Origin of the sequence: Paraburkholderia madseniana (assembly GCF_009690905.1) — a bacterium.
GTDB classification, from domain to species: domain Bacteria; phylum Pseudomonadota; class Gammaproteobacteria; order Burkholderiales; family Burkholderiaceae; genus Paraburkholderia; species Paraburkholderia madseniana.
On record NZ_VOSW01000062.1, the window covers coordinates 25,202 to 38,612 of the forward strand.

The 13,411-nt window shown below is 61.8% G+C and carries 7 protein-coding genes; 6 read left to right on the forward strand and 1 reads right to left on the reverse strand.

The genetic code is table 11. The annotated features are described in order from the left end of the window. Complete coding sequence (locus FSO04_RS28760) at positions 1-2,316, forward strand: sensor histidine kinase (protein WP_154564867.1); 2,316 nt, start codon at positions 1-3, stop codon at positions 2,314-2,316. 124 nt (positions 2,317-2,440) lie between these two features. Then, complete coding sequence (locus tag FSO04_RS28765; RefSeq protein ID WP_154564915.1) at positions 2,441-4,657, forward strand: TonB-dependent siderophore receptor; 2,217 nt, start codon at positions 2,441-2,443, stop codon at positions 4,655-4,657. A gap of 100 nt (positions 4,658-4,757) precedes the next feature. On the opposite strand, the gene FSO04_RS28770 is transcribed toward FSO04_RS28765, so the two are convergent. Further along, positions 4,758-6,089 carry a chloride channel protein gene (locus FSO04_RS28770; RefSeq protein WP_154564869.1) on the reverse strand — a complete coding sequence of 444 codons (1,332 nt, stop codon included), beginning with the start codon at positions 6,087-6,089 and terminating at the stop codon, positions 4,758-4,760. A 479-nt stretch (positions 6,090-6,568) separates the two neighbouring features. Between FSO04_RS28770 and FSO04_RS28775 the strand changes: the two genes are divergently transcribed. From FSO04_RS28775 to FSO04_RS28790, 4 genes are all read left to right on the forward strand, one after another. After that, positions 6,569-7,789 carry an MFS transporter gene (locus tag FSO04_RS28775; RefSeq protein WP_154564871.1) on the forward strand — a complete coding sequence of 407 codons (1,221 nt, stop codon included), beginning with the start codon at positions 6,569-6,571 and terminating at the stop codon, positions 7,787-7,789. A gap of 437 nt (positions 7,790-8,226) precedes the next feature. Beyond that, positions 8,227-9,093, forward strand: a complete 867-nt coding sequence (locus tag FSO04_RS28780; RefSeq protein WP_154564873.1) for a TetR/AcrR family transcriptional regulator — start codon at positions 8,227-8,229, stop codon at positions 9,091-9,093. 282 nt (positions 9,094-9,375) lie between these two features. After that, complete coding sequence (locus tag FSO04_RS28785; RefSeq protein WP_154564875.1) at positions 9,376-11,874, forward strand: acyl-CoA dehydrogenase; 2,499 nt, start codon at positions 9,376-9,378, stop codon at positions 11,872-11,874. A 124-nt stretch (positions 11,875-11,998) separates the two neighbouring features. Further along, on the forward strand, positions 11,999-13,411 hold the full coding sequence (locus FSO04_RS28790) for a 3-oxoacyl-ACP reductase (RefSeq protein WP_154564877.1): 1,413 nt from the start codon (positions 11,999-12,001) through the stop codon (positions 13,409-13,411).

Sequence of the window (13,411 nt, forward strand, 5' to 3'; positions counted from 1 at the left end):
ATGACTACGACTAGGTGGCTCCGCTTACTGTGCTTATGTCTGAGCTGGTGGGCCACTCACTCGTTGGCCGTCGGTCTCGACGCCACTGGGAAACAGACACAACGGGTCCCCACCCTGGACCAGGTGCAGGTATTCGAAGACGTCTCGGGCAAGATGAGATTGGACGACATACTCACACTGTCCGCCGGAGCCACGCAAGGCTTCCTTCCCATGCAACGGAGTCGACTGAAACCAGGTTTCACCCACTCGGCATGGTGGCTCCACGTGTCGGTGAGCAACCACAGTTCAACAGCCCTCCCGCTCGTTCTCGTGCTCCCGGACGCGCGCCTCGAGAACGTAGACTTTTACACCGAACGCAGCGGCCACTGGACACATGACCGCAGCGATCCCACCAGCCTCGCATCCCAGCCCTTTTCGTCCCGGTATCCGTTGGCGGATTTCACGCTCGCTCCCGGTGAACAGCGCCTGTTTCTCATCCGGGTGGCCAGCGATACCGCAATCACGCTCGAACCGAGGCTGTATTCCGCAGCGGCATATGACGCGCTGGAGAAACGCGCAGCGCTCTGGGACGGAGGATTGATCGGCGGCACACTTGCACTGGCGTGGTGCGCGCTGCTCATCGCCTATTTTTCCCGCAGTGTCTCGTTTCTCGTCCTGACAGCACTGTGTGCCATGACGGCGCTGTTCGAAGCTGCGGATCGCGGCTATACGAAGCTATATCTGTGGCCGTTCGCAACCGAGTGGAGTGCGAGAAGTGTGACGGTGCTCGGATGTACTGCCGTGCTGCTGTTCATTGTCTTTATCCTGCGCATCTCTCACAGCGAAAAAGCAAACCTGCCAGCACGCTACATACTGTTCGGGTTTGCGTTGCTGGAGTGCGTTGCCGCAATAGGCGCCGCATTCGGCAATCTGTTCGTGTTCGCACAAGTCGGCGTGTATGTCAATGCGCTGTTCGGTGTCTTCACGGTGATTATCGCTGCACGCCTCGCGCGTCAGTCGACCCCCACCGCGCGGATCATGCTGCTCGTCATGATCTTCTCGCTGTTCAGCTTTGCGTTGCGCATGCTCGAAACGCTCGGGTCCTTGCCGACAGCTCTCGCCTGGCTGAAGTCCGACATTCATCCGAACCCGGTCGTTGCAATTATTGGCCTAGCCACCAACCTTATTGTGCTTGCAGCGTGGATAAACCACGTCGGAAAGCAGCGAATAGCGGCAAGGACAGAACTTGCGGACTGGCAAAGAAGCGAACACGAGCGCCTACGCGATCAGGTTGCACAGCGCACATTGGAGCTGAACGAAGCATTGCTTTACGCCGAGGAGAAAAACCAGCAACTGATCGAAACCTTGGGTTATGTCAGTCATGACCTCCGTGCGCCGCTCGCTACGATTACGGGTTACGCCAGACAGCTACGGGATCTGGCGGATTCGAAGCAGGTGCGACCGATCCAGGCAATCGAGCGCAGCGTGAACTATCAACTCGGCCTGATCGACGAACTGGTTGGGTACGCGAAAACTGAGTTGCAGCCGTTGGATATCGCCCCGGTCGCAACCAACCTGCCTGCACTTCTCGACGACATTGCCGAATACGCGCTCGCACTCTGCGCGCAGTTGAACAACCAGTTCAACTATCAGGCACTGACGTCGTTGCCCCGTCGACTGACGATCGACGGCCGCCGGTTGCAACAGGTATTGCTCAATCTGCTGTCGAACGCGTCCAAGTTCACCCGCGACGGCTTCGTCACGATGACCGTGAGCGCGCGCCTGCAGGACGATCAATGGCACATGAGTTTTGAGGTCGCCGATACCGGCATCGGTATCGACATTGAAGCGCAATCGAAACTCTTTACGGCTTTTCGCCAGATACAGGCGGTGAACGGTAGCACTGGCCTCGGCCTCATTATTGCGCAGCGCATTGTCAACACAATGGGCGGCGACTTGCGCGTTTCAAGCGCGCCGCAACGTGGCACCTCGTTTTCTTTCGGACTCATCGCTCCCATTACGGAAGATACGGATGCTTCGCCGTCGAACGTCGCACAGTATTCTTCCGGCGGCTCTGCTCATATCCGCCCACAACGCAAACACGGGTTCGCCGTTTCCGCTCCTCCTGAGAGCGACCGCCAGGAACTGGCAGTTCTCGCGAAGGACGGACGCCTGACGGACATAGAGCGATGGATAGAAAACATGATCAGGATTCACCCCTCGTGCGCAGCGTTTCTGACTGAAATGCGGCGCTGCCTCGAAGCGCTGGATTTCGCAGGCATCGAGGCTCTTGCTCTCGCACCGCACGAAACAAACGATGTCTCGCGCCCCTGGTAACGTAACAGGATGCTGTCACCGGTGTTGGCCGCGCAACCTGGAATGGGAGCGACGGCCGGACGGTTGTCGCTCATTGAAAAACGGGCCGGCCGAGCAGGCGGCCAGCTAGATGGAGCAACAGAAGATGGGGTGGGCAACGGGCACGGGGCGACGTGCGATCACGGTTGCTGCGAGGGGGATATTTTGCGCAGCGGCTACCGGCCACGCGCACGCGCAGGTGACGCAACCAGCGAATGATGCGCAAGCGAAGGACACCGCGGTACAGGCGGATGTTGCGCCCGGCGTCACGCTGTCGGAGATAAAAGTGAAAGACGTGGCGAACCTGTCGTCACTCGGGCTCGTCGGCAAACGCACCACAACCGGCACGAAGACCGACACGCCGATCACCGAGGTTCCTCAAACGATCAACGTCGTCACTGCGCAGCAGATCGAAATGACGGGCGCGACCGACCTCAACCAGGCGCTGCACTACGTGCCAGGCTTCGCATCGTTTGGGTCCGACAGCCGCACCGATTTGTATGCAGCACTACGCGGCTTTACTCCGACTTTGTTCGTCGACGGATTGCAAGCGCCGAATACGACACCCATCGCGAATTGGCGCGTCGACCCGTATATGATCGACAGCGTCACTGTGCTACGCGGGCCAGCGTCGGTTCTGTATGGGGCCGGAGATCCGGGCGCGATCGTCGACGTGCAGACGAAGCAGGCCGACGGCGAGCGCGTGCGCGAGGTTGGCGTGCAGATCGGCAACTACGCGCGCAAGCAGACGATGCTCGACATCGGCGACAGGCTCGACGACGACGGCAAGTACGCGTATCGCTTCGTTGGCGTCGCGCGCGACGGCAATGCGCTGAGCGGCCCGAACGCGGACCAGCGCGTCGCGCTGGCACCGTCGCTCCGCTGGCGGCCGGATTCTGACACCTCGTTGACGCTTACTGCGACCTACCTGCAGGACTGGAATGATATTTCACACAACTTCCTGCCCGCGCAGGGCACCGTCCTGCCAAACCCGAATGGTCAACTGTCACATGACGTCTACACGGGAGAACCGACATTTAATGACTACCGAAAGAAACAGTGGTCGCTCGGCTACCAGTTCTCGCACGATCTGAATTCGATCTGGACGTTGCGCCAGAACCTGCGCTGGATGCACTTGTCGCTTGACGACGCGTCGGTCTTCGGCGGCGGTCTTGCCGAGGGCAGCACGACCGACATTACTCGTTACGCAGGGCTGTTTCAACTGAACTACAGCCGCTTCGACATCGACAACAACGCGCAGGCGCGTTTCGGCACGGGGCCGCTCGAGCATTTGCTGCTGCTCGGCTTTCAGTACAACCGGCAGACGACGACCGACAGCATATGGCTCGCGCTGGCGCCGGACCTGAACCTCTACAACCCGGTCTACACGCCGGTCACGACCGAGATCTTCTCGGGCCCGACGTCGTTCGGCCGCCAGGACTTGCACACGGCAATGAACACGTTCGGCGTGTACGCGCAGGACCAGGTCAAATGGAACCGCTGGGCCTTGACGCTCGGCGGCCGCGAGGATTGGGTCAACATGCAGCAGGACGACCACGAGGCCAGCACACAGACGAAACAGGATGTCAGCGCGTTCTCGGGCCGCGTCGGCCTCACGTACCAGGGCGACTACGGGCTGTCACCGTACGTCGGCTATTCGACCTCGTTCAATCCGGTTATCGGCGTGAGGATGTTCGGCCGCGGATTGCCCGAGCCGACGCGCGGCAGGCAGATCGAGGCGGGCCTGCGCTGGCAGCCGCCGCGCAAGAACCTGATGTTGAGCGCAGTCGTCTATCAGATCAACCAGACGAACGTCGTGACACCGACACCGACGAATCTCGACCCGACCGGCACGTCCTCCGTACAGACTGGCGAGGTGCGTTCGCGCGGTATCGAGCTGAACGCGGTCGGAGATGTGTCGCGCGAACTGTCGATTATCGCGTCATACATCTATCAGGATGTGAAGAACGTAAAGGCAAACGACGCGTCGCTGAACAACTGGCCGGTCGACGTCCCTCGCCCTCGCCAGATGGCATCGCTGTGGACCGACTGGACATGGCATACAGGAGCGCTCGCCGGCTTCGGGATCGGTGGTGGGATCCGCTACCAGAGCGCGTCCGCGGGTGCGCCGGACAACTCGCTGACGGTCGCAAGCTATACGCTGTACGACGCGGCACTGCACTATCACAGCCGCAATTGGCGTTTCGCACTGAACGTGGCAAACCTGTTCGACCGTCACTACATCAGCGGCTGCCAATCGTACGCGGTCTGCGCGTTCGGCAACGAGCGAACCGTGCTAGCCAACGCGAAATACACCTGGTGATAAAGCATCCCCGATTTTGGGGCAGCTTCAGATAACGGAATTTAAACCACGCCAAGCCGTCAGCCACGACTGGCGGGCAAGACGGCAAAGGCAAAAAAACCTATCGCGCTTTGCCCGCCCCACCCCAGTTGAAACCAGAACTGAACTGCAGCGCCGGCGCCCACTTCGCGCATGCCTGAAAACTCAACGCAGCGCCGCCGACGGCAAACAAAACTGGAATCAGAAAGTCGTGGTTCACCCGGGTAAATTCAAAAACGAGCACCACAGCCGTAACCGGCATCTGCATCGAAGCAGCCAGAAACGCCGTCGCGCCGACAACGGCAAACGCGCCTGAAGAAGCGCCCGGCCAGAACAGACTCCAGGCCCCGCCGAGCACGATCGCCAACAACGCGCCATTCGCAAGCCCGGGCGTCAACAAGCCGCCTTCAGCACCCGCACGCAAACTACTCGCGGTGATCACCACCTTCAGCACCAGCAGCATGGCCGCGAGCGCCATCGTCAGGTTGCCGTCGAACGCCAGGCCCGCAGGCCCTTTGCCATTGCCGAGCAACTGCGGAAAGTGCATCGCCAGTACGCCGATGATTGCGAAGTTCAACAGCGACAACACGGGCAAACGCCAATCCCTGGGCGCCTCTGCACGCGCGCGTTTCGTCAGCTCCGTAAAGCCCCACGCAGCAGCACCGAAAATCGGACCGCACACCACAGACCAGACGACCAGCGACGTACTCACCGTCAACGACGACACCAGATATTGATGCTCGTTGCCCAGACCGAATTGCGCGACCAGCGCCGCGACGGCCGATGTCACCACGGCAGGCACCAAGGCCTTCGAGCCAAACGTGCCCAACAGAACCTCGAGCACGAACACCGCGCCACCGAGCGGCACGTTGTAGACAGCGGCCAGACCCGCGCCGGCACCGCACGCGACCATGATCCGGCTTTGCTCGACCGATAAGCCCGCGCGGCGCGAGAGCCAGCCGGCCAGCGCCGAACCGATCTCGCGCGGCGCGACTTCGCGTCCGAGCGGCGAGCCGAGCGCCACCGTCACGATCTGCAGCAGCGAATGCACGGTGGTGCTCACCACAGGCATACGCGGATCGTCGGATTTGACGGCCTGGCGAATGCTGACGAGCGGCCGCCCGAAGCGATACAGCAACCACCAGCCGAGCCCGGCCACCAGTCCGCACATCGTCAGGACGAGCACACGCCGCTCAGGCGTCGCATCGGTGACACCTTCCAGGAAACTCTCGCTGCTGATGACGTGCGTCACGCTGTAGCCATATGCGAGGTGCTGAATGCCGTGCAGCAGCAAGGCGAGTAACATGCCGCCGAGACCGGCGCCGATCCCCGTCAGCAACGTGACGACGGCCAATGCTGCAAGTGGATTGCGCGCGCGGCGCCGTGGCTCCGAAGTAATTGATTTGACTGACATGGTGCGTCGACAGAGGCGGAATTAATGGGATAGCGATCATCTTATTCCGCGTCGCAACATGAATCAAATTGCTTTTTCTACTCGACTGATGCGTCATGCGCATAGGTGGCACGCATCCGCTTCCTGCAACAGAAACGTAAGCCCTTGAGCCTGTCCGGATCATGAGAGCGGACGACGCATGCATTTGTCGCCCCCCCACCGCTCGTCTTACCTCAGTTCACCGACACGAAATACATTACGAATAACAAACAATTTATCAAACGCGGTTAATACGATAATTACATTAAGCCGACATCCGCCATGCATTGAGATTCGCACCGGAATTCGCTCCAGGGATTAATACGGATAAACGCGGCATCAACCATGCAAGCGTTTAACGCTCGGCGTACACTCGCTCGAAGCCCGCGCCACGGGTCGCACGGGGCTGCAGAGCCGCCCGTCGTCAAACACGGGTTATTGGAGACTCAGGAGAACAATCAATGAGCTGGACACGGGAACAGAGAAACGTCACGATCGCCGCCTATCTGGGCTGGACTCTCGACGCATTCGATTTCTTTCTAATGGTGTTCGTATTGAAAGATATCGCGGCGGAATTCAATACAAACATCCCGACGGTTGCCTTCGGCATTATGCTGACCCTGATAATGCGTCCAGTCGGCGCATTGATTTTCGGCTGGCTCGCTGACAAGTACGGTCGCCGTCCGACGCTGATGGTCAACATCGCGTGCTTCTCGCTGCTGGAATTGCTGTCCGGCTTTTCGCCTAACCTGACCACCCTGCTCGTGCTGCGCGCCCTGTTCGGTATCGCGATGGGCGGCGAATGGGGCGTGGGCGGCGCACTGACGATGGAAACCGTGCCGCCCAAGTCGCGCGGCATCGTCTCGGGCCTCCTGCAGGCCGGCTATCCGAGCGGCTACCTGCTCGCCTCCGTCGTGTTCGGCGTCTTCTATCAATACATCGGCTGGCGCGGCATGTTCTTCGTCGGCGTGCTGCCGGCGTTGCTCGTGCTGTACGTGCGAGCACACGTGCCGGAGTCGCCGGCCTTCAAGACGCTCGAGAAGAAAGTGCGCCCGGGTCTCGTCGCCACGTTGAAGCAGAACATCGGCCTGTCGCTCTACTCGATCGTGCTGATGACCGCGTTCAACTTCTTCTCGCACGGTTCGCAGGATCTGTATCCGACCTTCCTGCGCGTGCAGCATGGATTCGACGCGCATACGGTGTCGTGGATCACGATCACGCTAAACATCGGCGCGATTTGCGGCGGCCTGTTCTTCGGCTGGTTCTCGGAGAAGATCGGCCGCAAGCGCGCGATCTTCATCGCCGCCTTAATCGCGTTGCCGGTGTTGCCGCTGTGGGCTTTCTCCACCACGCCTGTGCTGCTCGCGGCCGGTGCCTTCCTGATGCAGATCTCCGTACAAGGGGCATGGGGTGTAATTCCGGTGCACCTGAACGAAATCTCGCCCGATGAAATTCGCGCGACGTTCCCGGGCCTCGTGTACCAGCTCGGCAATCTGATCGCGTCGGTGAACGGCCCTCTGCAGGCGAGCGCTGCCGAAGCACACGGCAACAACTACGCACTGGTCATGGCCGTCGTGATCGGTATCGTGGTGGTGGTGATCGCCGCGCTGATTCCGTTCAGCCGCGAACGCCGCGGCATCGACATGACACAATCGGCGAAAGAGGTCGCGGCAAGCACCTAAGGAAGCCGCCTCGCGGCACAGCTTCAAGCGTTCGAACTAAACAGCTATTTCGCCGGCGCGTTATCGGGCACAATAGCTACAAAGGCGGCTCGAACCGCCACAATGCAGCGCAAGCAGCAATGCAGGCGCCGGGCAAACGCAAAGCAGGAACGCTCGAACCCGGCGTCAGAAAACAAACGCAAGGCCAAACACAGGTAGCAAGCAATACGAGGCCGTTCCGATTTCGATCGGAACGGCCTTTTTTATTTCCGCGCGGCTTGACGCGCCCGCGCGCATTGGAAAAACGGACCTTCGTCAGGTCTTCTAGAGGAGTTAGTCCACACCGAGCCCTTGATCGCAGTCCCGATCCTTCTTTATCCTGAAAAAAACGGCTGTTTCAAATAGTCATTTGAATCGCTTGTTTGCGGGCCGGATGCCCGGCAACTGGGAGACGCAAAATGGCAGTTCGCACAACAGGCCGGCATGCCGGCGACACGAAGTCCCGCATCCTCGACGCCGCCGAAACACTGTTCATCGAATGCGGCTATGAGGCCATGTCCCTGCGCCAGATTACTTCGCGGGCCGAAGTGAATCTCGCGGCAGTCAACTACCACTTCGGCAGCAAGGAATCGCTGATTCACTCGATGCTGTCGCGCCGGCTCGACCGGCTCAACCAGGAGCGGCTCAAGCTGCTCGACCGCTTCGACGAAATGCTCGGCGCGCGTCTGACCTGCGAGCACGTGCTCGGCGCCATGTTCATTCCGGCGCTGCGGCTGTCGCGCGATCCGCGCATCGGCGGCAAGGCGTTTTTGCGCCTGCTGGGGCGTGCCTATACCGATCCGTCGTCGTTCATTCGCGACTTTCTCAATGCGCATTACGAGTCCGTTGCGATTCGCTTTTTCGATGCGTTCCAGCGTGCGCTGCCGCATCTGCCGCGTGAAGAACTCGGCTGGCGTCTGCACTTCGCGATCGGCGCGCTATCCGGGGTGCTGGCCGGCACCGATACGGACAGCCTGATCTCGGAGTTCTCGCAGGGCAAGTCGATGAACGACCTGCAACTGATCGCGCGTCTTGCATCGCTGATGGTGGCCGCGCTGAAAGCGCCCTTGCCCGACGGCTCGCAACTGGCCACGTTTGCCGCCGTGCTGGGCGACGCCACCGAAGGCGGCGCCGAAGGCCAGATGGAATGCGCGAACCCGGCAGCGGGTACACAGCAGGCCTCAGGCGGATTTGAATCGTCGGGACCCGCAGTCTCGGACGGCGAACAACGCGGCGGCAGCATGGAGGCGAGTCCGTTTCAGCCCGCGTTGCACGGCACGGCTTGATCGGAACTGAAGCTGATGCGGGCGGTGCTGCGATGGGCCGTCCGCGTGCAAAAACATGAATGAATACCGCATATCCGAGCAGCACGTCTAAGTCCCGCACCTAAACAACATCACGCTGTCGAATTGAAAAAACGACACGAAGAGCGCAGCAGGGGCGCAACGCAAAAGCGCCCCGAGCGCGCGACGCAGCAGTAACACCGCCAGTCAGAAGACCAACAGAACGCGAGCCGTCCGCGATCCGTGGATGCGTTCGCACGCACCATCGAAACAGGAGGAAACGTTATGTCGTGGTTCACCCTGGTACTCGTCATTGCCGCTCTCGCGCTCGTCTACGTTCAGGCGCGCGCCTCATGGTGGCTTGCTTTCATGATCGTCTGGGTGGCGGCCGCGCATATCAGCGGAGCGGCGGGGCCAGTGGCGACAACGTTGCTCGCGATCGTCTTCGTCTTCCCCGCCCTCGTCCTCACGATCAAACCGCTGCGCCGTACGTGGCTCACGAAACAGGTGCTCGACATTTTCCGCAAAATCCTGCCGGAGATGTCGCCGACCGAGCGCGACGCCATCGAAGCCGGCACCGTCTGGTGGGACGCCCAACTGTTCTCCGGACGCCCGCATTGGGACACGCTGCTCGGCTACGGCACGGCTACGCTCACCACCGAGGAGCAAGCGTTTCTCGATGTCGAATGCGAGCATCTGTGCGATCTCGCGAATGACTGGGAAACCACCATGGTGTGGCAGGACCTGTCGCCGAAAACCTGGCAGTACATCAAGGAGCGCGGCTTTCTCGGCATGATCATTCCGAAGCAGTACGGCGGCAAGCAGTTCTCCGCTTACGCGCATTCGCAGGTCATCATGAAGCTCTCCACGCGCTGCTCGGCCGCCGCCGTTTCGGTGATGGTGCCGAACTCGCTCGGCCCGGCCGAGCTGCTGATGCACTACGGCACCGAAGAGCAGAAGAACCACTATCTGCCCCGCCTCGCCCGTGGCGACGATATCCCCTGCTTCGCGTTGACGAGCCCTTACGCCGGTTCCGATGCAGCGGCGATTCCCGATGTCGGTATCGTCTGCAAGGGCACGTTCGAAGGCCGCGAGACACTCGGTTTTCGCGTCACGTGGGACAAGCGCTACATCACGCTGGGACCGATCGCGACCGTACTCGGCCTTGCATTCCGCGCGCTCGATCCGGACCATCTGCTTGGCTCGGACGAAGAGCCCGGCATCACCTGCGCGCTGATTCCGACCGACCATCCGGGCGTCAACATCGGCCGCCGTCACTGGCCGCTAAACGCGGTGTTCCAGAACGGTCCGAACTCGGGCAAGGACGTCTTCATTCCGCTCGACTGGGTGATCGGCGGCCGCGCGCAAGTCGGCAACGGCTGGCGCATGCTGATGGAGTGTCTCGCCGCGGGCCGCGCGATTTCGCTGCCGTCGTCGAATGTGGGGATGGCGAAGATCGCCGTGCGCGGCACCGGTGCCTATGCCGCGATACGCCGCCAGTTCCGCACGCCCGTCGGCAAGTTCGAGGGCGTGCAGGAAGCGCTCGGCCGCATGGGCGGCAATCTCTACGTGATGGACGCCGCGCGCCGCCTGTCCGCGCAGGCGGTGGACCTCGGCGAAAAACCCTCGGTGATTTCGGCGATCGCGAAGTATCACATCACCGAACGCGCCCGCATGGTCATCAACGACGGCATGGACGTCGCCGCCGGCAAGGGCATCTGCATGGGGCCGTCGAACTTCCTCGCGCGCGCCTATCAGCAGGTGCCGATCGCGATCACCGTGGAAGGCGCGAACATTCTCACGCGTTGCCTGATCATCTTCGGCCAGGGAGCGATTCGCTGTCATCCGTATGTGCTGAAGGAAATGGAGGCCACGCGCGAAACGGATCGCAGCAAGGCGCTGCGCGATTTCGATGCGGCCTTCTTCGGTCACGTCAGCTTCACGCTCTCCAATGTGGTGCGCAGTTTCGTTTATGGCGTCACGGGCGGCGCGTTCATCACCAAACCGCGCACGGCGTACGCCCCGCTGCTGTCGTACTACCGCGCGGCCACTCGCATCTCGACGGCTTTCGCGTTGCTCGCCGACGTCTCCATGTTCGTGCTCGGCGGCGATCTGAAACGGCGCGAACGCATCTCCGGGCGCCTCGGCGATGTGCTCTCTCAGCTCTACCTGATCTCCGCGACGCTCAAACGTTTCGAAGACGAAGGCCGTCAGGAAGAAGACCTGCCACTGGTGCGTTGGGGCGTCGAAGATTCGCTGTACAAAGCGCAGCACGCGCTCGACGGTGTGCTCGCGAATTACCCGAACCGCCTCGCCGCGGGTCTCGTGCGCGTGCTGGCATTCCCATTCGGCCTGCCGTATCGCGAGCCGTCCGATCGCCTCGGCACGGAGATCGCGGAGCTGATGCAAACGCCGGGCGCGGCACGCAACCGCCTCGTGTCCGACTCGTACGTGCCGCATCCGGATGTCGACGCGCTCGGCTACGGCGAGCTGGTGTTCGAGTTGAACCCGCGCTTCACGCAGATCGACCAGAAACTGCGCGACGCAGTCAAACAAGGCCTGCTCGAACCGATGCCGCAGAGCCTGCCGCAACTGGCCGCGTGGACCGAGACGGCGCAACAGAAAGGCCTGATCGACGCGGACGATCGCCGCGTGCTCGAGGACTATGCGCGGTATGGCGCGCAAGTCGTGAAGGTCGACGACTTCCCGCCCGACTTCGACATGCTCGCCAATCTGCAAAAGCGCAAGGACGCGCTCGAAAAAGCGCTGGAGTTCGCGGCCTGAGCGCCTTGAAAAAAACATCCAGGCGGGGCTCACCCAGATGCCCCAAACTGGGTGCACACTGACACACGTTTGAAGTCCCCGATGGGACTTCCTTCGGAGCGTGGCCAGCGGAGCAATCAATAATATGAAAGACTCTTACCTGAACTTCGTCAACTCGCCATTCGGCGCGCGCCTCGCGCGCTCGTTAGGCTTACCGAAGCCCGAGGTGCTGCACCGTTATTGCGCGGACCGGCCTGAGTTCGACGGACTGATCGCGATCGGGGCGGGCCGCGAACCGCGTCTGCTCGATGCGCTCGCGAATCTCGTGACGAGCATCGGCATGACCAGCGTGGCCCATGAAAGCGCGGCGCTATGGGTGCCGCTCGCGAATCGCCATGGTTTGATGACGGGCCGTTTCGAACCGGCGGAGTCCGGTTCGCACGGCAAGCTCGCCGCCCTGCTGTTCGATGCGAGCGGTATCGAAGACAGCAGCCAGCTCGAACCGCTGCACAGCTTTTTCCACGATACGCTGCGCTCGCTCGGCAAGTGCGGCCGCATCATCGTACTGGGGCGGCCGCCGGAAGCCTGCGCGAGCCCGCGCCAATGGACCGCGCAGCGCGCGCTCGAGGGCCTCACGCGTTCGCTCGGCAAGGAGGCACGGCGCGGCATTACCGCGAATCTCATCTACGTGGAGCAAGGCGCCGAGCACGGCATCGAGGCGACGTTGCGATTCTTTCTATCGCCGCGCTCCGCGTATGTGTCGGGCCAGGTGGTGCGCATCGGCGTACACACCGGTGCCGATGCCCTCCCGGCATTCGACTGGATTCAACCGCTCGCAGGCCGGCGTGCCGTGGTCACCGGCGCCGCGCGTGGCATCGGTGCATCGATTGCGAGCGTGCTCGCCGCGGAAGGCGCACACGTGATCGGCATCGACATTCCCACGGCGCGCGAGGCGCTCGACTCGACCATGCGCCAGTTGAACGGCACCGCCCTCGCCTTCGACATCGCCGCGCCCGAAGCGCCCGCGCAGATCGCCGCGGCGCTCGACGAACAGGGCGTGAACATCGTCGTGCACAACGCGGGCATCACGAAAGACAAAACCATCGCAAAGATGACCGACGCCGCGTGGCAAAGCGTAATCGACATCAACCTGTCCGCGCAGGAACGGATCGATGACGCCCTGCTCGCGGCGGGCATTCTGCGCGACGGTGGCCGCATCATCGGCGTGTCGTCGATCAGCGGCATTGCCGGCAATCTCGGCCAGACCAATTACGCCACATCGAAAGCCGGCGTGATCGGCCGGGTGCAAAGCATGGCGCCGCATCTGCGCGCGCGCGGCATCACGATCAACGCGGTGGCGCCCGGCTTTATCGAAACGCAGATGACCGCGAAGATTCCGTTGACCATCCGCGAGGCCGGCCGCCGGATGAACTCGATGAGCCAGGGTGGCCAGCCGGTGGATGTCGCGCAGGCCATAGCGTGGCTCGCGCATCCGGGATCGGCGGGCGTGAGCGGCCAGATCGTGCGCGTGTGCGGACAAAGCCTGATTGGAGCGTGA

Bases quoted from the DNA above. Each gene is read 5' to 3' on its own strand.
- FSO04_RS28775 (WP_154564871.1), top strand. From the start codon at position 6,569: ATGAGCTGGACACGGGAACAGAGAAACGTCACGATCGCCGCCTATCTG.
- FSO04_RS28760 (WP_154564867.1), top strand. From the start codon at position 1: ATGACTACGACTAGGTGGCTCCGCTTACTGTGCTTATGTCTGAGCTGG.
- FSO04_RS28790 (WP_154564877.1), top strand. From the start codon at position 11,999: ATGAAAGACTCTTACCTGAACTTCGTCAACTCGCCATTCGGCGCGCGC.
- FSO04_RS28765 (WP_154564915.1), top strand. From the start codon at position 2,441: ATGGGGTGGGCAACGGGCACGGGGCGACGTGCGATCACGGTTGCTGCG.
- FSO04_RS28770 (WP_154564869.1), bottom strand. From the start codon at position 6,089: ATGTCAGTCAAATCAATTACTTCGGAGCCACGGCGCCGCGCGCGCAAT.
- FSO04_RS28785 (WP_154564875.1), top strand. From the start codon at position 9,376: ATGTCGTGGTTCACCCTGGTACTCGTCATTGCCGCTCTCGCGCTCGTC.
- FSO04_RS28780 (WP_154564873.1), top strand. From the start codon at position 8,227: ATGGCAGTTCGCACAACAGGCCGGCATGCCGGCGACACGAAGTCCCGC.